24 protein-coding genes are annotated in these 23,768 nt (G+C 42.5%); 8 read left to right on the forward strand and 16 right to left on the reverse strand.

Annotated features, from left to right (window positions below):
• Window position 1: 1 nt before the first annotated feature.
• The 8 genes from galU to atpA all read right to left on the reverse strand — a co-directional run bounded on the left by galU (window position 2) and on the right by atpA (window position 6,837).
• Window positions 2–865, reverse strand: coding sequence for a UTP--glucose-1-phosphate uridylyltransferase GalU (gene galU, locus FHS68_RS03750; protein ID WP_167267327.1), 864 nt, complete (start codon window positions 863–865; stop codon window positions 2–4).
• A 129-nt stretch (window positions 866–994) separates the two neighbouring features.
• Entirely contained in the window at window positions 995–1,990 is a 996-nt protein-coding gene (locus FHS68_RS03755) for a mevalonate kinase family protein (protein WP_167267329.1), read from the reverse strand.
• 184 nt (window positions 1,991–2,174) lie between these two features.
• The gene (locus FHS68_RS03760; RefSeq protein ID WP_167267331.1) at window positions 2,175–2,702 is read right to left on the reverse strand and encodes a YceI family protein; all 528 of its coding nucleotides are present in this window, start codon (window positions 2,700–2,702) and stop codon (window positions 2,175–2,177) included.
• Between the two features lie 126 nt (window positions 2,703–2,828).
• On the reverse strand, window positions 2,829–3,563 hold the full coding sequence (locus FHS68_RS03765) for an outer membrane lipoprotein-sorting protein (RefSeq protein WP_167267333.1): 735 nt from the start codon (window positions 3,561–3,563) through the stop codon (window positions 2,829–2,831).
• An 80-nt stretch (window positions 3,564–3,643) separates the two neighbouring features.
• Window positions 3,644–3,928, reverse strand: a complete 285-nt coding sequence (locus tag FHS68_RS03770; protein WP_167267335.1) for a DUF5615 family PIN-like protein — start codon at window positions 3,926–3,928, stop codon at window positions 3,644–3,646.
• 1 nt (window position 3,929) lies between these two features.
• Window positions 3,930–4,166, reverse strand: coding sequence for a DUF433 domain-containing protein (locus FHS68_RS03775; RefSeq protein ID WP_167267337.1), 237 nt, complete (start codon window positions 4,164–4,166; stop codon window positions 3,930–3,932).
• Window positions 4,167–4,292: 126 nt separating this feature from the next.
• Window positions 4,293–5,177: an ATP synthase F1 subunit gamma gene (atpG, locus tag FHS68_RS03780; protein ID WP_167267339.1), complete on the reverse strand. Its 885-nt coding sequence runs from the start codon at window positions 5,175–5,177 to the stop codon at window positions 4,293–4,295.
• Between the two features lie 82 nt (window positions 5,178–5,259).
• A complete protein-coding gene (gene atpA, locus FHS68_RS03785; protein WP_167267341.1) occupies window positions 5,260–6,837 on the reverse strand; it encodes a F0F1 ATP synthase subunit alpha in 1,578 nt (525 codons plus the stop codon).
• Between the two features lie 291 nt (window positions 6,838–7,128).
• Between atpA and bamJ the strand changes: the two genes are divergently transcribed.
• The 3 genes from bamJ to FHS68_RS03800 all read left to right on the forward strand — a co-directional run bounded on the left by bamJ (window position 7,129) and on the right by FHS68_RS03800 (window position 11,229).
• A complete protein-coding gene (gene bamJ, locus FHS68_RS03790; RefSeq protein WP_167267342.1) occupies window positions 7,129–7,887 on the forward strand; it encodes a BamJ family beta-barrel-assembly machinery protein in 759 nt (252 codons plus the stop codon).
• Between the two features lie 13 nt (window positions 7,888–7,900).
• Window positions 7,901–10,027, forward strand: a complete 2,127-nt coding sequence (locus FHS68_RS03795; RefSeq protein ID WP_167267344.1) for a carboxy terminal-processing peptidase — start codon at window positions 7,901–7,903, stop codon at window positions 10,025–10,027.
• Between the two features lie 161 nt (window positions 10,028–10,188).
• Window positions 10,189–11,229, forward strand: coding sequence for a GNAT family N-acetyltransferase (locus FHS68_RS03800; RefSeq protein WP_167267346.1), 1,041 nt, complete (start codon window positions 10,189–10,191; stop codon window positions 11,227–11,229).
• Between the two features lie 44 nt (window positions 11,230–11,273).
• Here the strand turns inward: FHS68_RS03800 and FHS68_RS03805 are convergent, their stop codons facing one another.
• From FHS68_RS03805 to FHS68_RS03820, 4 genes are all read right to left on the reverse strand, one after another.
• Window positions 11,274–11,810, reverse strand: coding sequence for a YceI family protein (locus FHS68_RS03805; protein WP_167267348.1), 537 nt, complete (start codon window positions 11,808–11,810; stop codon window positions 11,274–11,276).
• A gap of 26 nt (window positions 11,811–11,836) precedes the next feature.
• Complete coding sequence (locus FHS68_RS03810) at window positions 11,837–12,175, reverse strand: avidin-fold protein (protein ID WP_167267350.1); 339 nt, start codon at window positions 12,173–12,175, stop codon at window positions 11,837–11,839.
• A gap of 60 nt (window positions 12,176–12,235) precedes the next feature.
• Window positions 12,236–12,622, reverse strand: coding sequence for a VOC family protein (locus tag FHS68_RS03815; RefSeq protein ID WP_167267352.1), 387 nt, complete (start codon window positions 12,620–12,622; stop codon window positions 12,236–12,238).
• 68 nt (window positions 12,623–12,690) lie between these two features.
• Complete coding sequence (locus FHS68_RS03820; RefSeq protein WP_167267354.1) at window positions 12,691–13,500, reverse strand: helix-turn-helix domain-containing protein; 810 nt, start codon at window positions 13,498–13,500, stop codon at window positions 12,691–12,693.
• 206 nt (window positions 13,501–13,706) lie between these two features.
• Between FHS68_RS03820 and FHS68_RS03825 the strand changes: the two genes are divergently transcribed.
• The 4 genes from FHS68_RS03825 (at window position 13,707) to FHS68_RS03840 (ending at window position 17,282) form a co-directional block, all read left to right on the forward strand.
• On the forward strand, window positions 13,707–14,549 hold the full coding sequence (locus FHS68_RS03825; RefSeq protein WP_167267356.1) for a cupin-like domain-containing protein: 843 nt from the start codon (window positions 13,707–13,709) through the stop codon (window positions 14,547–14,549).
• 127 nt (window positions 14,550–14,676) lie between these two features.
• On the forward strand, window positions 14,677–16,695 hold the full coding sequence (gene uvrB / locus FHS68_RS03830; RefSeq protein ID WP_167267358.1) for an excinuclease ABC subunit UvrB: 2,019 nt from the start codon (window positions 14,677–14,679) through the stop codon (window positions 16,693–16,695).
• Window positions 16,696–16,749: 54 nt separating this feature from the next.
• Window positions 16,750–16,968: a hypothetical protein gene (locus FHS68_RS03835; RefSeq protein WP_167267360.1), complete on the forward strand. Its 219-nt coding sequence runs from the start codon at window positions 16,750–16,752 to the stop codon at window positions 16,966–16,968.
• Window positions 16,953–17,282 (forward strand): type II toxin-antitoxin system PemK/MazF family toxin, encoded by a 330-nt coding sequence (locus FHS68_RS03840; protein ID WP_167267362.1) that lies wholly within the window; start codon window positions 16,953–16,955, stop codon window positions 17,280–17,282. The genes FHS68_RS03835 and FHS68_RS03840 overlap by 16 nt, the downstream gene beginning before the upstream one ends.
• Window positions 17,283–17,287: 5 nt before the next feature.
• Here FHS68_RS03840 and FHS68_RS03845 read toward each other — a convergent pair whose 3' ends face one another.
• Window positions 17,288–17,830 carry a 5' nucleotidase, NT5C type gene (locus FHS68_RS03845; RefSeq protein ID WP_167267364.1) on the reverse strand — a complete coding sequence of 181 codons (543 nt, stop codon included), beginning with the start codon at window positions 17,828–17,830 and terminating at the stop codon, window positions 17,288–17,290.
• A gap of 113 nt (window positions 17,831–17,943) precedes the next feature.
• On the opposite strand from FHS68_RS03845, the gene FHS68_RS03850 reads away from it, so the two are divergent.
• Window positions 17,944–18,693, forward strand: coding sequence for a DeoR/GlpR family DNA-binding transcription regulator (locus tag FHS68_RS03850; protein WP_167267366.1), 750 nt, complete (start codon window positions 17,944–17,946; stop codon window positions 18,691–18,693).
• Window positions 18,694–18,963: 270 nt separating this feature from the next.
• On the opposite strand, the gene FHS68_RS03855 is transcribed toward FHS68_RS03850, so the two are convergent.
• Genes FHS68_RS03855 through ileS form a run of 3 tightly spaced genes read right to left on the reverse strand, consistent with a single transcriptional unit; the run spans window position 18,964 to window position 23,592 of the window.
• On the reverse strand, window positions 18,964–19,332 hold the full coding sequence (locus FHS68_RS03855; RefSeq protein ID WP_167267368.1) for a hypothetical protein: 369 nt from the start codon (window positions 19,330–19,332) through the stop codon (window positions 18,964–18,966).
• Complete coding sequence (locus FHS68_RS03860; RefSeq protein ID WP_167267371.1) at window positions 19,329–20,108, reverse strand: 3-hydroxyacyl-CoA dehydrogenase; 780 nt, start codon at window positions 20,106–20,108, stop codon at window positions 19,329–19,331. The genes FHS68_RS03855 and FHS68_RS03860 overlap by 4 nt, the downstream gene beginning before the upstream one ends.
• Before the next feature lie 22 nt (window positions 20,109–20,130).
• Window positions 20,131–23,592 carry an isoleucine--tRNA ligase gene (ileS, locus tag FHS68_RS03865; RefSeq protein WP_167267373.1) on the reverse strand — a complete coding sequence of 1,154 codons (3,462 nt, stop codon included), beginning with the start codon at window positions 23,590–23,592 and terminating at the stop codon, window positions 20,131–20,133.
• Between the last annotated feature and the right edge of the window lie 176 nt (window positions 23,593–23,768).

The raw sequence follows: 23,768 nt of genomic DNA on the forward strand, positions 1-23,768 counted from the left end.
ACTATTTATTCAAAATATCGATCAGGAATTGTCTGAATGGCTCAGCAAATTCTTTCCTTTTAAGGGCAAATTCGACGGTGGTTTTCAGATAATCGAGCTTATCTCCAATGTCGTGGCGTTTACCTTCAATATGGTGGGCGTAAATATTCTCGCGTTTTAAAAGTAGTAACAGTGAGTCGGTAAGCTGGATCTCATTGTTTTTCCCTTTTGGCGTTTGCTCAATGGTATTGAAAATTTCCGGGGTAAGAATGTATCGTCCGGCAATGGCCAGATTGGACGGGGCCAGATCGATGGCCGGTTTTTCAATTAATGTGGTCAGTTCGAGAATGGTATCACTTAATGTTTTTCCGCCTACGATCCCATATCGGTTTACCTTATTAGCTGGAACTTCTTCTACTGCAATTACCGAGCCGCCAAACTGCTCATAAGTGTCCATCAATTGTTGTGTGACAGGAATCACTGAATCCATAATTGTATCCCCAAGCAAAACTGCAAATGGTTCATTACCAACATGGTGACGGGCATAGTAAATTGCGTCACCCAATCCATTCGCTTCTTTTTGCCGGACAAAATGTACATTGGCCATATCCGCCAGCCGCCGCATTTCATTAAACCACATTAAGTCTTCCTTTTCTTCCAGGCGACTTTCCAGTTCCACGTTGCGGTCAAAATGGTCTTCAATGGCGCGCTTACCCTTCCCTGAAATGATGAGAATATCTTCAATACCCGAGTCGACCGCTTCCTGGACCACATATTGAATGGTAGGAGTGTCAATAATTGGAAGCATTTCTTTGGGCATCGATTTGGTCGCTGGTAAAAAACGGGTTCCCAGTCCGGCAGCAGGAATTACGGCTTTGCGAATCATAGTTGGCTGAGCCTTTGGCTTTTAGCTTTTAGCTATTAGCTGTTAGCTTTGTTTTAACGATTAATTAGAAATAATTTTATGTCAAAAAAGCTAAAAGCTAAAAGCTAACCGCTAATAGCTCATAACTCCTCAAACCACAAACGGCTTAATTACCCTTGCGTTGTATTTTTTCAGTTCGACAAATAGCTGGTTCAGCATATCGTCGTCCCGATAAATTCCGATGATAGTACCGCCAGAACCTGCGAACTTGGCAGATGCTCCGCATGCTCTTGCCGCGTTAACCAGTTTTTTATTGGATTCGGGTACATTGTAAATTTTACAGCGGAGATCGAAATTTTCATTCATTAATTGGTGCAGATCGTCCGACCTTCCTTCGAGCAAAGCCTGTCGGCCATGCTCCGCTTTTTGAGCAATTTGACTGAGCACATCAATCACTAGTTCTTCACCACGGTCGAAACGCGTTCTCACATCGCTGTGCACCTTTCCCGAAACCTTACTCAAATTTGTATTATAGGCCACATACAATTTTGGCAGCAGCTCCGGATTAAGGCGCTCATATTTACCATGGCCTTTTTCCTGGATCATATCTTTATCAAAATCCATGTAAACACAACCTTCATAGCATTGGATCACCCGGTCCTGCAAGCCCGCAGTGATTCCCAGCTCCTCCGTTTCGGTTACCATCACCAGTTGAGGAAGTATCTCAATGGGGATTTCAACCTTATAAAATTGGATCAACGCGCGGAACAATGCAACAACGATCGCGCTGGAACCCGACATTCCAACTTGCCTTGGAATGGAGGATCGATAGCGAACCGTAAAATTCCTGTTTGGCAAACGAATGCCATTTTCCTCACAAAAATCCCCAAATTTTTTTATCCCGGCCTTAATCAGTGGAATCCCTCCATTATAGCCTAGCATGGTAACCGAATCGCGCAAATGGAAAATGCTTCTAAATGTACTAACATCCTGAGGCTGTGCCTCAATGTGTAACTCGGGAGATTCGTAAAGAGAAACGGAAGCACCAAAATTCCTGACGGAAATTGCAATTGTTTTTCCAAAGAAGCCGTCAGATGGGTTGCCTAACAATCCTGCCCGTGCATAGGCGCGTGTTTCAATGATCAATGTTAAAGTCTTTTTTGGCCAAAAATAATAACTTAATGACGATGCAAAATCGTTTTGCCCTTATCTGTGGGAAATAATTGGAGAGATTCCCCGCGTTTGAAGGAGCAGTTGGTGAATCGGCAATCAGGAAACAAAAAAAGCGCAATACATCTGTATCGCGCTTTCAAGAAAAGATATTTGCTTGTTATTGCTTCACAATCTGAACATTGGCGATCAGTCTCACCTCGTCACCAACTACCACACCGCCCGCCTCTGTCACCGCGCTCCATTCAAGGCCGAATTCTTTCCGGTTTATTTTTCCAGAAATTTCGAAACCAGACTTATTATTACCATAGAAATCGGTCATATTTCCACCATATTCAACTGCAAAGCCGAAAGGTTTTGTTGCGCTCTTTATAGTCAATTCCCCGTTCAAAGTATAGCTATCATCACCTTTTTTACTCAGTTTACCTGTGTATGAAAATTTAGGATGGTTAGCTGCGTCAAAGAAATCTGCTGATTTCAAATGCTCATCACGCTGCACCTGATTAGTATCAATACTATTTACATCTGCTGAAAATTCTACGGTAGCACCGTCAAAATCTTCGGTTTCAGTTTCAACATTACCTTCGAAAGCTTTGAATGCACCTGTTACTGTGGAAATTACCAGGTGTTTTACTTTAAACTGGATTTCTGAATGCGTTGGGTCAATTACCCATTTTGAAGTAGCCATTTCAATTTATGTTTTATATATGTTATTACATTTAATGTATATACATGTAATAATTGATAATAGTTTCCGGAGCATAAAAAAATCCTGGTTTTTATTGACCAGGATTTTTTCTCAAAGGCAAAAGCCTTAATTCGTCGGCATTGTAAAAATATTAGGGTCTATTTTAGGATTGACTTCAAGCGTGGTGATCACTAGTGTCATCGTTGTTCCTGGCATTGCCGACGTAGTCACCTCGGATGTGAACGGGTAAGTAACTCCGTCGACCTGTTTAAAATTAGATTGCAAATTTTCCGATTTGATATCCTGGCCATTCATGGTGGCGTGAACGATGATTTTGAGAATGTAAAATGTGTCTTTGGAGATGTAATTAATCCTTTTGATCCCATTTTTCAATGTCATTGAAACCTTATATACTTTGGCCCCTGCCAGGTCTTCCTCTCCTTCAAGAGTCAGGACATAACCTTTTTCCTTGTAGTTGTATAGTCCAGTAAGATCCGTTTCAGCTGTCATCGATTTTACGGCTTCTTCCGGCAAGGCAGTTGCTTTGGTCTGTCCGGTCATTGGATTAATGGCCCAGCCGGTATTTCCATTGATTGCCTGTACGACCGTCATTCCCTGCACCGTCGTTTCGCTTCTGAATCCTTGATCCTGGATGATGGTAGTAGTAATAGGTACTTTCATTTTCATCACATCCATTTCAGCCGTAATTTTCAGGCTTTTCAATTTTGAGAGTTTGTCTGCGCCTCCCATTGCCTGAATGTGCTTTGCAATGATTTCATCAAGAGTTTGGGCTGAAAGCGTATGAAGCATACCAGTCAGGAAAAATAAGAGCAAAGTTTTGTTGAACAACTTGATGTACATATCTAAATGATTTATCGTTTTTTATTAATTGATGACCACTAGTTGATCCGAAAGAACAGTTACCAATTTGTAGTGATTACTTAATTCGGCGATCGTGCCCAATTTTTATAAAGTAATTTGAAAAGGTCTGCCGCTTTAATATTTCCTAACTGAAAATGGACTACGCGTGGAGGAGGGGAGCTTGTGCTGATACGGATTGAAAAATCCGAATCTCTGGTAAGTATTGTTAGATTGTTTATCAGTGCGTAGTTCCAGATTTGGGAATCGAGCCATTCATCATTTAGATCTTTTTGATGAATAAATTGATCCGAATTCCATAAGGAACAATGGTAAGGCAGATTCACATCAATGAGATACTTGGGCATTTTACGCGGCCACTGGATAACTTATAAAATTTCTTCCAGCCATTTGGGCAGCAAAATTTAAGCAAGCGTCTATATCCTGTTGTTCTAGTGATGGAAATTCATATAGTATAGTGTCCCTGCTGTCTCCGGCCGCTAAATGTTCCAAAATGGTTTGTACCGTAATCCGTTTCCCCCTGATTGTTGGCTTGCCATTGCATAAGTCAGGTTCAAGGGTAATTCTCTCAATTAAATTTACCATAGTGCTCTGTTCTTAGAAATTGGCTGATTCTTACCTAGAATGCAGCTAGATTTTACAAATATAGCAACAAAAAAGCGAGCGGATTATTGAAACCCGCTCGCTTGATCTGATTTGTATTTTCAAATTTTAGTTTTTCAAAGCTTCTGCTCCGCCGACAATTTCGAGAATTTCTTTCGTGATAGCCGCCTGACGGGTGCGGTTGTAAATCAATCGGAGCTCTTTCAGAAGTTCCTGGGCGTTTTCAGTTGCTTTTTCCATTGCGGTCATACGAGCGCCTTGTTCAGAAGCATTTGACTCTAAAACCGAACGGTACAGCTTTATTTTTAGCGATTTTGGAATCAACTCAGCAAGAATTTCTACTTCACTTGGTTCAAAAATGTAGTTAACTTCTAACTTTTTGGTCTTGCCAACTTTATAATCAGTCGGGATAGGCAAATATTGGTCAGCGTGGATGATCTGCGTAGCAACGTTTTTGAATTCATTGTAAACCAGATCGACGGCATCATAACGTCCATCCGAGAAATCTTTCATGATCTCTTCTGCGGCCTGTTTGACAGAGACAAAACTTAGCCTGGTGAAAATGTCCGTGTATCCAGTATGTACGACAAAACCACGGCGAGAAAATGCCTCAGCACCCTTTTTTCCAATAGCAAAAATTTCAACATTGCCATTGCGCGCCTGAAATGCATACTTCTGCTCGATAAGCTGTAAGGTGGCCTTAATGATATTTGTATTGAAGGCGCCGCACAATCCACGGTCAGAGGTAACTACTATAATCAAAACTTTATTTACAGCGCGAACAGTTTTTAAAGGACTATCAACAGCACTTTCGGCTGCTGCTGATACTGTAGAAAGCATTTCTCCCAACTTTTGCGCATAAGGACGTAATTGGGTGATACCATCTTGCGCCCGTCGCAATTTAGCAGCCGCCACCATTTTCATGGCTTTTGTTATTTGCTGGGTGCTGTTAACCGAAACAATCCGGCTACGTACTTCTTTTAAGCTTGCCATTATTTGGAAGTTTAAAGCGATCCGACGCTAATTGATTGATATATCTAAGGGTCAAAGCAAAAGTTTATTTTGACCCGTAATCTCAGTGATACTTCGCTGCTATTTCTCTTGCAACCTTCTCGATTACATCTGTCACACTGTTGTCCAATTTTCCTGCACGCAAAGCAACAAGCGTCTCTTTATATTGACCGCCCAGAACAGTAAGGAAATCTTTCTCAAACTCCTTCACTTTTGTGACGTCCACCTTGTCCAATAAACCTTTGGTAGAAGCATAAACCGTTGCAACCTGCTGTTCAACCGGAACAGGTGCATACTGAGGTTGTTTCAAAACTTCCTGGTTACGGCGTCCCCTGTCAATCGCAAGCTTTGTAGCTGCATCAAGGTCTGATCCGAATTTGGCAAAAGCTTCCAATTCACGGAATTGCGCCTGATCCAATTTCAAAGTTCCTGATACTTTCTTCATGGACTTAATCTGAGCGTTACCACCAACGCGTGACACCGAAATACCCACATTGATCGCAGGACGGATACCGGAGTTGAAAAGATTGGATTCAAGGAAGATCTGACCGTCGGTAATTGAAATTACGTTGGTAGGGATATAAGCTGAAACGTCGCCAGCTTGTGTTTCTATAATTGGAAGGGCTGTTAATGAACCACCACCTTTTACGATTCCCTGCAGCGAAGGAGGAAGGTCATTCATATTTCTCGCAATTGAATCATCCGCAATGATTTTTGCGGCACGTTCCAAAAGACGACTATGCAGATAAAAAACGTCTCCCGGATAAGCCTCGCGTCCCGGAGGGCGACGAAGAAGAAGGGAAACTTCGCGATAAGACACCGCCTGCTTTGAAAGGTCATCATATATAACCAATGCAGGACGGCCGGTATCCCTAAAATATTCACCAATTGCAGCACCTGTAAAAGGAGCATAGAATTGCATAGGCGAGGGGTCCGAAGCACCAGCTGCAACGATTACAGTATAATCCATTGCGCCATATTTGCGAAGCGTCGCTTCAATCGATTTAATAGTAGAAGCCTTCTGGCCGCAAGCAACATAAATACAATATACGGGCTCTCCTTTTTCGAAGTATTCCCTTTGATTGATAATCGTATCGATTGCAACCGCTGTCTTTCCAGTCTGACGGTCACCAATGATCAGTTCACGCTGTCCGCGCCCGATTGGGATCATCGCGTCGATTGCTTTGATTCCGGTTTGAAGAGGCTCTGTTACAGGTTGACGGTAGATGACACCAGGAGCTTTACGCTCGATTGGCATTTCATATAAGGTGCCGGAAATAGGTCCGTTTCCGTCGATTGGTTCTGCCAATGTATTGACAACCCGGCCGATAATTCCATCGCCCACTTTTACAGAGGCAATTTCTTTTGTGCGCTTCACGGTCGCACCTTCTTTAATATCGCTGAAATCGCCGAGCAAAACGGCTCCAACATTGTCTTCCTCGAGGTTAAGAGCAAGGGCTTTAAGGCCTGTTTCGAAAACAAGCAGCTCACCCGCCTGCACCTGGGAAAGGCCATAAATACGGGCGACACCGTCACCAATCTGAAGAACTGTGCCTACTTCTTCGAGTTCTGCTTCTGATCGAGCGCCTGCAAGTTGTTCGCGCAGGATGGCCGAAACTTCATCCGGTCTAACAGATACCATAGTATAGTTAACTTAAATAAAATATAGTAGTAAGTTTTTGAAAACTGCCGCAAAGGTAGCGGTTTATTTTAGTAAAAACAGCATTTGTTTGATTAAAAACCCGAGCGAAAAATTAGATTTTTCCAAGGTATTACATGAAAACTACCCCATGAGTGCGGGTTTACCATTTATCCCCGATTACGAACATTTTTAAAACTTTTTTAGGTACTAATTGTGTTTTTGTTGTAATTGAATTCGTTAAGAAAACTTACACTTTTAAAATTTATCGTAAATCGACCATCCATCAGTAGAATGTACAAATTAGAAAAAACCATTTTAGCAGCCTTAGTAATCGGAGTTTTATTCACATCAGAAGGCAACGCACAAACTATCAAAAAACCAGCTAAACCAGCTGCCACCGTTAAAAAGAAACCCGCTACTCCCGTAAAAGCAGTTTCGTCGACAACCGTACTTAAAAATCAGCTAGATTCTTTATCAGCCGCCATTGGAGTAAGTTTTTCGAGCTCATTAACGTCGCAGGGAATCACAGACATTAATACTGAGATACTCAATAAAACGATCAATGCAACGCTGAAGGGAGATAAAACGACTTTTACCCCACAGGCGGCCCACGAATTTATATCAGCGTATTTTCAAAAAATATCATCAGAAAAAGGAGCAATAGTGAGAATAGAAGGAGAGAAGTTTTTGGAAGATAATAAAAAGAAAACGGGTGTTACGACAACTGAAAGCGGCTTACAATACCAGGTGCTAAAAACCGGCGAAGGTGCGAAACCGACTGCCACTGATAAGGTTAAGACTCATTATCACGGTACATTAATTAATGGAACGGTTTTTGACAGTTCGGTAGATCGAGGAGAATCAGTCGAATTTCCGGTTAATGGCGTCATTAAAGGATGGACGGAGGCGCTTCAACTCATGCCCGTTGGTTCTAAATGGAAGTTATTTATTCCTTACCAACTGGCTTACGGCGAGCAGGCGGCAGGCCCTCAGATACCGGCATATTCGGCTTTGGTATTTGAGGTTGAATTATTAGAAATTGTTAAATAGCAAACGTTCAACAATGAAAAAGTACTTAATCACTCTTATACCGGTTGTTTTGCTTGGATGGCAGCGCGGCCCCGAACAGCAGAAAGTGGATGTCACGCCTGCTGTTGAAACCTCGATGGAAGATGATATCAAGCCAATTCCCGCTCAATACAAGGCTGAGGAGCTGACTACACGTATATTATCAAGCTATCATTACCGGAAGACAAAATTGAATGACTCGCTTTCAGAGGCGATTTTTGATAAATACATTGAGTCCATTGATCATGGCAAGCTTTATTACCTTGCTGCTGATATTGCTGAATTCGGGAAGTACAAAAATTCATTTGATGATTATCTTCAAAAGAGAGAATTGGATGTCCCTTTTGAGATTTATAATGTTTTTAGAAGGCGATACAAGGAAAGAAGCGATTACATTCAAACGCTTTTAAAGGAAGCAAAGCCATTTGACTATGCTGCGGACGAGTCGATGAACACTGATCGCGAGAAAGCAACCTGGGCAAAGAGTACCGATGAGTTAAATGATACCTGGCGCAAATATCTTAAGAGCGAGGCGCTGGATCTTAAACTTTCGGGGAAAGCCGATACCGCCGTCGTATCAATGTTGAGAGACCGTTACAAAAACCGTGACCGGGCATTGGGACGTATTCGTACGGAGCAGGTTTTTCAAATGTATATGAATGCGTATGCTGAATCTATGGATCCTCATACAAGTTACATGGCACCTACATCGGCTGACCGTTTCAAACAAGAAATGAGCCAGTCTCTGGAAGGAATTGGAGCGTTGCTGGGTGAAGAAAACAATTACATCATGATAAAAGATGTGATACCAGGCGGGCCTGCATTTAAAGGAAAACAACTTAAAAAGGAAGACAAGATCATAGCTGTTGCCCAGGGTGATGAAGGAAAAATGGTTGATATCATTGGTTGGTTTGTTGACGATGCGGTTAAGCTTATCAAAGGGCCAAAATCAACAGTAGTGAGATTGCAGGTAATTTCTGCTGATGCGCTTTCAGGTACACCTCCAAAAGAGTACCGTTTAGTTCGTGAAAAGATCAAATTGGAGGAGCAACGTGCGAAAAGTGAAATTGTATCAATTAATTCTGCCAATAAGGATTTTAAAATTGGTGTAATTGATATTCCACTTTTTTACCGGGATTTTGAAGGTGCGCAACATAAAGAAAAGGAATTTTCGAGCACGACACGCGACGTTCAAAAGTTGATTACTGAGTTACAGACCGCAAATGTAGATGGTATTGTAATCGATTTGAGAAACAATGGTGGTGGATCATTGACAGAAGCTGTTTCATTAACTGGCTTGTTTATCAACCGTGGCCCAGTGGTTCAGGTTAAAGAAGGACAGGGGGAAATTGAAGTGCAATCGGACAATGACCCAGCCATTGCATATGACGGACCGATGGCAGTAATGGTAAACAGATTCAGCGCATCTGCTTCTGAAATCTTTGCAGCTGCCATTCAGGATTACAAACGCGGAATTATTGTTGGAGAACAAACTTATGGTAAAGGGACCGTTCAGACTCTGATTGACCTGAACCAGTGGGTTCCAAAGGAGACAGATCAGCTTGGTCAGGTAAAATTGACAGTTGCTAAATTCTATCGGATCAATGGCAGCAGCACCCAGCTTAAGGGTGTAATGCCTGACTTGGAATTGCCGACTGCCTTTAAAGTAAATGAATATGGAGAAGGTTCTCAGCCAAGCGCGCTTCCCTGGGACCAGATCCCATCTTCCAAATATGAATTAGCGAACAATATCAATCCTAAAATCGTGGACCAGCTTCGGGAAAAGTACACACAACGGCTGAAGTCTGATGAAGAATTGAAGACATTGGTGAAAACGTTGGATGAATTTAAAGAAGCCCGTGAAAACAAAGTTGTATCACTTCAGGAATCAAAACGCAAAATAGAACGCGATGACGCGGAAAAGAAAAGGGCGGCAATGAAGCAGCTGGGAGAAGATAACACGGATGGTGACGATGAGGACGAAGTAGACTCCAAAGTCGCGGAAGCTCCAAAGGATGTTAAAAAGAAAAAAGACATATATCTCACCGAAACTGGTCGCATGTTGGCAGATTTGATCGTGATATCGAAAGAGCCAAGTTTGGCTGGTGCTAAGAAGAAATAATTCAGAAGACCTATGATAAGGAGCACGGACCCAGCGTTCGTGCTCTTTTTTTGTATCAAATCACTTTAGAATTTAACAAAGAAAAATGAAGGCTTTCCTGGTTTTTTCCAGAAAAATCATCAACTTTTCGTGAATGATATTTGCCCCGCAAAATTTGTTCCGTGGACATTAAAACGATAAAGACTGAGCGGTTCATTCTTACAAAAATGACCGAAGGGGATGGTGACAAATATTTCAGATTGAGCAATAATGACAATGTAATGAAGTATGTTACAGGCTATTCGCTCAACCGGCAGGAGTCCGATGAAATGCTCAAAGCATTTTTAGAAGAGAATAAGAGTAATAGTTACCTGGGCCGTTATCTGGTTGAAGATATTGAATCGGGAGAACTGATTGGCGCTGCAAAATTAGATAAAGTCGGTACTGAAATTGAAATAGGTTATCGGATATTGGAAGAGCAATGGGGTAAGGGGGTAGCAACAGAAATTGCAACAGGACTTATCAAATTTATTAAAACAGCTTTACAGACACAAAGCATCATTGCTTATGTAAATGTGAATAATGCGGCATCCATACGGGTTCTGGAAAAATCCGGAATGGTCAATATTCAGACCATAGAAGATATTGATGAAGTCAAGTACAAGTTTAGTTATAACCCTATAAACAATCCCTCTATGAAAAAGGTACTCTACATTGTTCTCGGGCTGGTTGCGCTGGTCCTGATCGCCGCTTTGATTATGCCGAAAGATTATGCTGTCGAGAAAGAAGTAACAATCAATAGGCCCAAAGAGCAGGTTTTTAACTACCTGAAATCACTGAAAAATCAAGATAACTGGAGTGTATGGTACAGCAAGGATCCAAATATTAAAAAAAATTTCACCGGTACTGATGGAACAGTCGGCTTTACATCCATGTGGGATGGGAACGACGATGTAGGTAAAGGAGAGCAGGAGATCACAAAAATCGAAGAAGGGAGCCGCATCGACACTGAATTAAGATTTATTGAACCGTTTGAAAGTAAAAGTAATGCGTATATGATCGCTGAACCCATTGATTCGAATTCAACAAAAGTCAAATGGGGCTTCACCGGCTCTATGCCTATACCCATGAACGTCATGCTTCCCTTCATGGGTATAGAAAAATCCGTCGGTAAGGATTTCCAGGATGGGTTAAGCAATCTGAAGGGAATTTTGGAGAAGTGATTGCAGGAATTCAGAGCTCACTTTAAGAGAGAAATGCCCTGAAGTTATTTTGCAATGGCTTGCATCTTGACTGTCACAATGTCTTTCATCTTCCAATTCTTCTCCCCGATCTTATAATCGAGCCGGTTGACATCGAAAGTGCTGGACAATTGATAGGTACCGTCGGCATTCTTTTTTGCTTGAAAAGGCAGTGTGACCGTTTTGGTAACATCGCGCATGGTAAGCGTCCCAATGGCCTGGAATCCATCGCTATTCTCTTCAACTTTGGAAGATTTGAAATGAATGTCCGGATACTTTTCCACATAAAAGTACTTCTCACTTTTAAGGTCCTTGTCGCGGGCATTGCTGTTGGTATTGAAGCTGGCTGCAGATATTTTAATGTCAAAAGAAGCTGCGGAAATATTCTTTTCATCAAAATTAGCAGCCCCTCTCGGCGCGTCGAAAGTACCCTCACAAGTACCCATGACAAATTTTACGCTGAATTTGGTAGATCCTGAAACGATATTGGAGGTCTGGGCAAACGTTAATATTGTCACCAGCGAAAACAGCAGGGGCAGGGTGATGTTGAATATAGGTCTCATAAAAAGTTGGGTTTTACTTTGGGATATTATTTTTCTTCCAAAAGCGATTCTCCTTCTGACAAATCGCCCGAAGTCCAATTCCATTTCTCATGAAGCCGGAGTTTTCCGGTAGGCAAAACTTCTGCGGTCGATTTGCAAATACCCGTCATGATTTCACCTTTTATATTGATCTGATGATATCGCATATCCAAATTTCCCGTTTCATCAACAATGGCGATAAGATGCCCATAAAGGATCTTATCGCCATGATAGGTCGAGGTAACTACATTGCCGGCTTGATGATATAAAAACTGCATTTCAAGATCAACCTCCCCATTCTCTGAATTGGAGACTGGAATAAAAACTTTGTTATTATAGTTGATCATGGCCTTCGACTAACGTGATTTTGATGTCTTTTTATAAAAGTATAAATAAGACATAATCGATCAAAGCACCGAGGTGATCCACCATACATTGCCGCAGGGATCTGTCACACCGCAACTGCGGCCATAATCCTGATCGGCGGGTTCCATCATACTTTCCGCTCCGGCTTTTAACGCTTTCTGATAGGTATCGTCAGCATTCTCTACATATAAAAACATGTTTGCAGGATGTGCGGACCATTCCGGGCGGCTATCACAAAACATAATCGTACTGGCCCCGATTTTCACTTCCGAATGTTTAATCTTATCGGGGTAATCCTCCTGATAATGCGTGGAGGTTATCTCGCCGTCCAAGACATTAATTGTAAACTCTTTAAATTTTTCGGCCCCATCAAGCATTAAGTAAGGCATTACTGTTTGATGACCATTCGGGACTTTTACAGTGCTCATAATTTTTTTGTTTAAAGTTTAAGCAAATGTAAATGAGCATTGAAGCTCATAATTGGAAAAATGCGACATCAGACGTCCCGATAGCCGGTACTCTCAGATTTCCCTGAAAAGTATTCTTTGGGATGCTGACCTGAGAAGGTTTTGAACTCATGAATAAAATGGGACTGGTCATAATAACCACAATCATAAGCGATTTCGGTGAGACTCCTTCCATTATCACCATAAGCGTTCAATGCGGCGTGAAACCGGATAATCCTGGTGAACAATTTGGGGCTGAAACCAGAAAATGCTTTAAACTTTCTTTCGAACTGGCGGGTTGAGAGGAAACTTTGCGCAGCGAGATCAGGTACATTAGTTAATCCGTTATCATTGATAATGCGATTGATAACGGAAAAAACCGCTGGTTCATGCGGTTGCTGGCGAACAAGGCAGGCCTTCAGAAATCCTGATATAATCTCTACCCGGGCTACATTATCTGCCGCCAACATTATTTTCTCTTCCAATTCGGCGCCCTGGTTCCCGAAAATGTTTACAATATCAGGCATTTGATCACTAACTTCTCTGGAGGGGATACCAAAAAGCGCAGGTATTGCGAATGGGTAAAGATATACTCCAAAGATCCCGAAATCCTCGGCTATCCTGAATCTTCTGAAACGCCGGGAAGGGCCGCTTACGCCAGATGTAAAAGACAATTCGGTCGTACCATCCTCAATCACCTCATCAAAACGCCCTTTATAATGGAATATCATTTCGGCGCAGCCATCAGCCATGGTACGGTGCACGTACGGCAATTCTGCTGAAACGTCATGTTCCAGCGCCCAATAGTATCTGACGAAGCTGGCTAAAACCGGCGGTGGCTTAAAAGTGAAGTATTTCATAACACGCTGGTTTAACCTATATTCTATTAACTCTATATGTTAAAAAGGCTAATTCTTATATATTTTCTTAAATTTATATTTTTGAAATCTTGTTAATACATTTGACGACGTATATGAGGGTTGAAAACGCATACCGTGTTTCTTCGTTCGTATATAATTTGACAATATAATAATATAGTCAATTACTTATTTACTCTGTTTCTATTATGAAATTAGTGCCCATAGAGAAGCGAAGCGGCCTTACCCGTGAAGAATTTATTGAAAATTACCTTAAACCAAGTAAGCCAGTTGTTTTTACTGATCTCGTAAAAGATTGGCCTGCGATTGAAAAATGGACTTTTGATTGGCTCAGGGAAAATCATGGGAATCTGGATGTACCGCTTGTCGACAATCACATCCACGACGCCGATAAGTATTTTCAGATCGCAAAGACCATGAAGTTTGGAGACTACCTTACCTTAATTGAAAATGGCCCTACCGATCTTCGGATATTTCTTTTCGATATTTTTAAAAAAATCCCTGAATTGGCGGACGATATCCGCTTTCCGACCATCATGGACGGATTTTTGAAATCGTATAAATTTGTATTCTTCGGAGGTGAGGGCTCGATTACCAGCTTACATTACGATATGGATTGCTCCAACGTTTTTCTGACCCAATTTCATACGCGAAAGCAGGTCATTTTATTTTCTCCTGAGGAAAGCCGCAGACTGTATCATCACCCGTTTACGGTTATGAGTAAGGTCGATCCGTTGAAACCTGACTATGAGCGTTTTCCTGCACTCAAAGGCGCAGTAGGCCACGAAACTACACTTCTACATGGCGAGACAATTTTTATTCCATCACTTTGGTGGCATTACATCCGGTATATCGATGGCGGTTTTAGTCTGGCATTAAGGGCAAATAATTCTATTTTTACCGCTGTTCGTGGCGGGATGAACCTGGTACGTCACACATTTGTAGACAGGAGCATGACTAAACTACTGGGCCTCGACTGGCAGCATTGGAAGGAGAAAAAGGCCGTTGAGAATGCAGAAACGATATTGTGACAACAAGCATGAATGATAGGGCATTTACAGGCCTATCACAATTGAGATAACGCATTTCGAAGAACTAATATGTCTTTGAAATGCGTTGTTTGCGTTAGGGCAACTCCGTTATGGCTAATACTTTTCTATGGACTTCGAACTCACTTCCATTTACTCACCAACAGGCGATCAGCCCGAAGCTATTGACCAACTTGTTCAGGGAATTGACGCCGGAGAACCTGCTCAAACGCTACTTGGCGTAACGGGCTCAGGGAAAACTTTCACAGTAGCCAACGTGGTTGCCCAGGTAAAAAAACCGACACTTGTACTAAGTCACAACAAAACCTTGGCGGCGCAATTGTATGGTGAATTCAAGCAGTTCTTTCCTAACAACGCTGTAGAATATTTCATCAGTTATTACGACTATTACCAGCCGGAAGCATTTATTTCCAGTACCAATACTTATATCGAGAAGGACCTGCAGATCAACCAGGAAATTGAAAAGCTTAGGCTGCATACGGTTTCTTCGCTGATGAGCGGACGGCGTGATGTGATTGTGGTCGCTTCTGTTTCTTGCATTTATGGCGCTGGTAACCCAAACGAATACAAAAAAAGCATTGTAAGTGCCAAGGTGGGCGACATCGTCAGCCGAAACCAATTTTTGTTCAGGCTGGTAGAAATTTTATATAGCAGGACAGAAGTGGAATTTAACCGCGGTACTTTCAGAGTAAAAGGCGATACGGTGGATGTATTTCCGGGTTACGCAGATTTTGCCTATCGCTTTATCTTTTTCGGTGATGAAATCGAAGAAATCCAGCGGATTGAACCAGAAACGGGTAAAAAAATTAGTTCTGATCGTGCTATCGCCATTTTCCCAGCCAATCTATTTGTGACTGGCAGGGATGTTCTCATGCAATCCATTAAGGAAATTCAGGACGACCTGGCCATGCAGATTAGCTTTTTCACCAAGGAGGGAAGGTTAGCGGAGGCGGAAAGGGTAAAGGAACGGACGGAGTTTGACATGGAAATGATGCGTGAGCTAGGTTACTGTTCGGGCATTGAAAACTACTCCCGCTACTTTGACCGACGCATGCCCGGGCAACGCCCATTCTGCCTCCTGGACTATTTCCCGGACGATTTTTTAATGGTAGTCGATGAAAGTCATGTTACCATGCCACAGATCCGCGCCATGTGGGGAGGGGACCGTTCCAGGAAAGAGCAATTGGTTGAATATGGTTTTCGGTTGCCGTCGGCATTGGACAATCGTCCGCTTACTTTTCAGGAATTCGAAGATATGACCCCGCAAACCATTTTTGTCAGTGCGACGCCTGCGGATTATGAATTGCGTAAATCGGAAGGTGTTGTCGTAGAGCAAATTATCCGTCCAACTGGTTTGCTGGATCCCGAGATCGAGGTAAGGCCAAGTTTGAACCAGATCGACGACCTTCTGGAAGAGATTCATAAGCGCATTAAAATGGGTGACAGGGTGCTGATCACGACCCTGACAAAAAGGATGGCGGAAGAATTAAGCAAATACCTGGATAGGGTAGGGGTAAAATGCCGATATATTCACTCCGAAGTAAAAACACTAGACCGCGTGGAAATTCTTCGTGAATTGCGTTTAGGAGTTTTTGATGTATTGGTAGGAGTTAATTTATTGAGAGAAGGGTTGGATTTGCCTGAGGTTTCGCTCGTTGCGATTATGGATGCAGATAAGGAAGGATTTTTGAGAGATACCCGCTCCATGATCCAGACCATTGGTCGCGCCGCCCGTAACGATCGCGGAAAAGTGATTATGTATGCTGACGTAATGACAGGCTCCATGCAATTGGCGATCGACGAAACAAACCGCCGCCGGAGCATTCAGATTGAATACAATATTGAGAATGGGATTACGCCAAAAACAATTCTGAAATCCAGGGAAGCCATTATGGGACAGACATCCGTCGCCGATTCCAAAATACGTAAAGTATATGTTGAACCGGACGAAATCAGAATTGCCGCCGACCCGGTTGTTCAGTATATGGGTAAAAATGATCTGCAAAAACTCATCGCTGAAACCCAGCGAAAAATGGAATTCGCTGCAAGAGAGCTGGACTTTTTAGAAGCCGCGCGTTTGCGGGATGAATTGCTGCAATTGAAGGATCGGGCCAAGGAGAAGGTTTAACTTATGATTTGAAAATATCTCATATCTTTATTGCAGAGTTTAAATTTACATACTATGATCAGGACATTGTTAGTGCCAGACAATCAGGATATTTCTCTTCAACTGCCAAAATCTTTTGTAGGAAAGCAAGTAGAGGTTATTGCATTTACCATTAACGAAACGCTAGCAGGATCTCATGCTTTAAATAAGCCGATGATCCACTATGCAAGCCAGCAGGTACTCTCCAAAGATTGGTCCACCTCAGAAGAAGATCAGGCGTGGGAAAATTTATAAAAGGAGAAATTGTTGTTATCCCGTTCCCATTCTCAGATCTATCAGGTTCAAAGAAACGGCCAGCTTTGGTCTTAGCTGATTTAGAAGGAGATGACATTTTATTATGTCAAATAACATCTCAGAGTGGCAAAGATTTTCGAGCTGTGTCTTTAATTTCCAGTGATTTTGAAAGTGGGTCGTTGCCAATTGATAGCTTTATTCGTCCAGCCAGAATCTTCACCGCTGACAAAGGGATTATTATTCGCAAAGCTGGATTGGTTAGGGACAAGGTGATAGATAATGTTACCAAGAAAATTATCGATCTCCTTAAATGAATCCGCTAAGAATTAGCTAGCTCCCCTTCGAACAACTCCAATACCTCACTCCAGCTATTAACTCTCCGATATTTCTTGACGTTAACATTATGTCCAGCTGTAAAAAGAATGGGCATTCCTTTGCAAAAATCAAGGTTTTTTAAGTGATCGTCAATTAGATAATCCGTTGCGATAACGCTTTTATCTCCGCAGAAAACGATATTTTTCCAGTGAATAAAAGGGAAATGTTCCGCTAGCCAATCGTACTTTTCAGCCAGAGAGTTTGGGAATTCCATAGCTGCGGAGACAATGTAAATGTCAAAATGCTCCTGGAGTTTCCGCAACGCTTCCTGCGCACCCTCAATAACTGGTGCGTTACGAAAAAATCCCGGTTTATATATCAGGGTTTTTGCCGCAATCGGGTCCGGAAATGCATCATTTTCTGGTTTCCCGATCAAATCTTCGCTGGTAACATTTGCGCCAAACTCGGCATTGTAGCTGGCAATCCAATTGGTTTCGATATCAGCTATGACATTGTCCATGTCGACAGCAACTGACTTCCTATTCATTCTGTTCGAAATTTATATTTGCAACATTTTGCTTCAAAACTACGTGTAATACTGCAATATTTTGCAATATTTGCCTTTAACTATTTATTAAGTTTGCAAGAAAGCGGATTGCTATGTTAAAAGAAGAACGTTTTCAGATCATACTTGAAAGATTAGTGCAGGAGCAGAAAGTTTATCTTGGAGGACTCAGCAATCTCTTGAAGGTGTCTGAGGATACAATCAGGCGAGATATTAGGGAGCTTGCGGATCACGGTTTGCTGAAATCTGTTCGCGGGGGAGCGGTACCACACTCGCCAGGGCCACATCATTTTAGAGATCGGGTTTCGCATGACCAGGAAAGAAAGCAAATGATTGCAAAAAAAGCCATGGATTTCCTGAGAGATGGTCAGGTCGTTGTCTTTGACGGTGGAACTTCCGCCATGTTGATTGCCCAGCTTTTGCCAAAGAATTTGCGACTGACCGTCGTCACCAATAGTTTTCCAATAGCCTCATTGTTGGAAGAGCATGAGTATGTGGAGGTATTGTTTGCAGGAGGGCGTTTATTAAAAAACTCCTTTGTCACAATCGGCAGCGATACTATTCAGTTTTTGAAAAAATTCAGACCTGATATTTGCCTGCTGGGCATTTGCAGTATCCATGCAGATTTGGGTGTAACGGGGCCGGATTATGAAGAAAGTGAAGTCAAGCGCACAATGATTGAAACCTCAAAAGAGGTAATTGCATTGGCGACAATTGAGAAGTTAGGCACAGCCGAAGCACATTACGTTTGCCCGACTGAACGGTTATCGGTTATTATTACTGATCAGTCGGCCGTGCAGGAGCAGTTCAAAGTCTACACTGACATGGGCATACGCATGGTTTAACCATCACTCTTGTTTCATTTTTCAGGCTGTTCCGTTTTAAAGGAAGTATCATCTATTGTCTTTGTTTCCTGGTTAATGACGTTGGCGAAGCCTAACATAAATGCCATTATAAGCTTTCTAAGCCACCTTTTTGTGAATAGCCATACCTTTTTGATATCCATTTCAATTTCCATTAAATGCGTATCAATCCCAGAGGAGGACGAGCGCAGAGTTATAAGAAGATTTTGGCCGGATGTGAATTTGGCCGGAATTGCAGAGTAGAGACGCTGCTTAGGAAAGTGAAATGAAAGGCTTTTCAGAAGATAATGTCCGGCTTTTGCGATGTTGAAAGCGGACAACTGTGACCTGGGCTATATGAATATTTATGTCTGGTGAAAATTCCGGAGCGAGTGCTCCAGATTGACCAGAAAGCTGTTTGAGCCAAGCTGATTGTAAATTTTTGCTATTGTTAAATATCGATAACGACGAAACAACGGCTGGATAAGCGTCAAATATGCTAGCAATATGACGACTATAATCAAATTCATTTGAACTGGTTTGTTCAATCCGGAACGATGAGATGTCGTTATTTTCTTCAAACAGGGTTATTCCTGTTGAAAGAATGACTAAAAACAGATATCGCAGCATTGCATTCATCATCTCGGGCTCATTCTAATGGCGCCGTCAAGGCGTATTACTTCGCCGTTTAGCATTGGATTTTCAACAATTGACTTCGCAAGCATTGCGTATTCCGAAGGCCGGCCTAAACGGGAAGGAAAAGGGATTTGCTGACCTAACGAAATTCGGGCTTCTTCGGGTAAACCCAGCATTAACGGTGTTTCGAATAAGCCAGGTGCAATCGCCATTACACGGATTCCTGATTTGGCTAAATCACGGGCTACAGGTAATGTCATACTTACAATCCCACCTTTACTTGCTGCGTAAGCAACCTGGCCCATTTGCCCGTCAAACGCTGCTACTGATGCGGTATTAATGATCACGCCACGTTCACCTTCTTCATTTGGAACACTCTTCTCCATTGCGACAGCAGTAAGACGCATAACATTGAATGTTCCAATGAGATTGATGCGGATCGTTTTTTCAAAAACTTCCAATGAATGCGGGCCGTATATTCCGTCGGTTTTCCCCACAATTTTTCGGGCTGGGGCAATTCCCGCACAATTGACAACAATCTGAAATGAGCCGAATGTTTCTAATGCGAAGTTTATAGCAAATTGCACCTCGTTTTCACTGGAAACGTCGGTTTTTACGAATTTAAGATTGCCGGGAAATTGACTTTCCAGCTTTTGACCCGCAACATCATTAAGATCAAGTGCCACAACATTTGCACCATGCTCCATAAACAAACGAGCGGTAGCTTCCCCTAACCCGGAAGCACCGCCTGTTATAATCGCCGTAGCATTTTTCAGTTGCATCGTTTTGCTTAAAATTATTTCATTACGAAACCACTTCAATCTTAACTCTCAAAAGAAATTCATCCATTTCAATTTCCTTCGCTTCACCATTTAAGACTCCAACCAAATTCAAATCAAGGGCCTGCACTTCCTGGCAGATGTATTCTTTATTGGCTGTCACAGCACTAGCCAGCAAACTATCATTATTCTGTAATGTGATCCTGATTTTATCGGTAACCTCAAATCCACTATCCTTGCGCAGATTTTGAACACGGTTTACAAAATCCCGCGCAATGCCCTCCAATCTGAGTTCATTGCTCACAGTTATGTCCAACGCCACGGTCAATCCGCCTTCGCTTGCGACCAGCCATCCCGGAACATCCTCCGCGATAATTTCTACATCGTTAATGGCAATATCGATTTGAGAACCGGCACTTTTAAGGGTTATTAAACCATTTTTTTCAATTTCCTTGATTTCAGTTTCAACCATCGCAGAAATCGCTGCCGCCACTTCTTTCATTCTCGGGCCAAATTTAGGGCCCAATGTTTTGAAATTCGGCTTGATTTTCTTTTTCAGGATTCCGCTGTCATCATGGACAAACTCCACGGTTTTAACATTTACCTCAGTAAGAATAATTGACTTAACTTGTTCAATCTGTTGTTTAGTTTTATCACTTAAAACGGGTATCAGTATTTTAGACAGCGGCTGCCGCACCTTAAGCTTATGGCTTTTTCGTATTGAATGAACCAATGAACTGATAGTCTGCGCTAATGCCATCGATTCTTCCAAGTCCAGGTCTACAAACTCATCCTCAATTTTTGGCCAGTAGGTAAGGTGTACCGACTCATATTTATGTCCAGTATTATTGGCAATGGATGCCGCTCTATCACCATCCGTCAGACTTTTGTACAGCCATTCTGCAAAAAACGGAGCGATTGGCGACATTAATTGGGAAACAGTAACCAGGCTATGCTGCAATGTTTCGTAAGCAGCTTTTTTGTCTTCCGTAAGTCCCGTACCCGATTCCTGCGACGGGTTCCAAAACCGACGGCGGTTCAGGCGGATATACCAATTGGACAGTTGATCCGTCACAAAATCCTGAACAAGGCGACCCGCTTTGGTTGGATTATATTCGTCAAATTGCTCTTCTACGTCCTTAACCAACGTGTTCAATTTTGACAAAATCCAACGATCCAGTTCCGTGCGTTCTTCAATCGGTACTGAATTTGTTTCATGTGCGGATCGCCGCCCGAACTCATATCCATCCAGGTTGGCGTAAAGCGCAAAGAAATTATAAGTATTTACCAAAGTCCCAAAAAACTTACGTTGTACTTCCCCAATCCCCTCACTGTTGAATTTCAGGTTATCCCATGGTTCAGCATTGGTGATCATATACCAGCGGGTTGCATCAGGTCCATATTGAGCAAGCGTCTTGAATGGGTCAGCGGCATTTCCAATACGCTTGGACATTTTGTTGCCATTTTTGTCCAAAACCAAACCGGTTGAAACGACATTCTTGAATGCAACGGAATCAAACAACATACCGGCAATCGCGTGCAGCGTAAAGAACCAGCCGCGCGTTTGATCCACCCCCTCTGAAATAAAATCGGCCGGATAGCTTTGCTTAAATATCTCCTGATTCTCGAAAGGGTAATGCCATTGCGCATACGGCATCGCTCCCGAATCGAACCATACGTCGATCAAATCTGGCTCGCGGTGCATTACATTGCCTTTTTTCGATACAAGTACAATGTTATCAACATAGGGACGGTGCAGATCAAAGTCACCATGTTGTAGTTTCAGCAAGTAATCCGAGTTGTTTGCAGCCTGTTCTTTGCTAAGATGTTCCGAAATAATGGCTTCTTCCAACAGGTCTTTAAGTTCTTCAATCGACCCTACGCAAACCTCGTCCCCGTAAGTATTACGCCAGATCGGCAGGGGCGTTCCCCAGTACCGCGAACGCGATAAATTCCAGTCGACCAGATTTTCAAGCCAGTTGCCAAAACGGCCCGTCCCAGTACTCTCAGGTTTCCAGTTAATGGTTTTATTCAGTTCCACCAAACGATCTTTCATTGCTGTGGTTTTGATAAACCAGCTATCGAGGGGATAATATAAAACCGGCTTATCGGTACGCCAGCAATGTGGGTAAGGGTGCTCGTATTTTTCTACTTTAAAAGCTTTTCCTTCTTCTTTGAGTCTGATAGCGATCAAAACGTCTGTTGGCCTGAATTCCGGATCATTTTGTTCTTCCTCGGAATAATATTCAGGCTTCACATAGCGTCCTGCATAATCAGTTATTTCTTTTACAAAACGGCCCTGGCGATCAACGATCGGTACGTCTTTGCCATTTTCATCTTTCACCATGATAGGCGGAATTCCATTGGCCTGTGCAACCCGAAAATCGTCCGCACCAAATGTCGGTGAAGTATGGACCACGCCAGTACCATCCTCAGTGGTCACGAAATCGCCTAATATAACCCGGAATGCAGGTTTATCGGATGGTCCAAGGATTGGCTGCACATAAGGAAGCAATTGTTCATATTCAACGCCTTCCAAATCTCTTCCTTTAAACTCAGACAGAACTGACCAGGGAAGTAACTTCTTATCGCTGGCTGGATACCCTTCAAAATCGCCGTCAAGGCTATTTTCAGAGAAATATTTGCCAAGTAAATCTTTCGCAAGCACTACGGCCACTGGCTCGTGCGTATAAGGATTGAAAGTTTTTACCAATACGTAAATGATATTAGCGCCAACGGTCAAAGCAGAGTTTGCAGGAAGCGTCCAAGGCGTTGTCGTCCATGCCAGTATCCGGATATCCAGACTTCCGAAGTCTCCAAAGACTTGGGAAGTCTCAGGAGCGATAACCCGGAACATCGCTACAATCGTCGTATCCTTCACATCCTTATACGTTCCTGGCATGTTCAATTCATGCGAAGAAAGTCCGGTGCCAGCAGCAGGAGAATAGGGTTGGATGGTATAACCTTTATAAAGCAGACCTTTGTCGTACAACTTTTTAAGCAGGCTCCAAAGGCTCTCAATGTACTCGCTTTTATACGTAATATAAGGATCGTCAAGGTCAACCCAGTATCCCATTTTTTCGGTCAGGTCATTCCACTGATCCGTGAATTTCATGACCGTCTGTCGGCACTTTTCATTATACTCTGCTACGGAAATTGTTTTACCAATGTCCTCTTTTGTGATACCAAGCTCTTTTTCAACTTGTAACTCCACAGGGAGCCCGTGCGTATCCCAGCCGCCTTTACGTTTCACCTGAAAACCCTGAAGTGTTTTGTAACGGCAAAAAATATCTTTGATAGAACGCGCCATCACATGGTGAATCCCTGGTGTTCCGTTCGCGGATGGAGGCCCTTCATAAAATGTGAATGTCGGAGCTCCTTCACGGGTTTCAACCGAAGCTTCAAAAATCTTTTTGTCTTTCCAGAATTGCAGCACTTCGTCCCCGATTTGCGGGTAACTCAGATTTTTATATTCGTTGTATTTCATGTTAGCTGGTAGCTATCAGCGGCTGACTGCTAGCTGTAATGTAAGTGGCATTAATTTTAAAACCCTTTCAGATTTTTAAAGGTGCAAAATTACAGATTTTTTTTCCTAAACGGGATGTCGCGCTGTCAACGGATATGTAGCCTATTGTATATAAATATGATTTTGATTAAGTAGGG

The organism is Dyadobacter arcticus (assembly GCF_011762185.1).
Classification (GTDB): Bacteria; Bacteroidota; Bacteroidia; order Cytophagales; family Spirosomataceae; genus Dyadobacter; species Dyadobacter arcticus.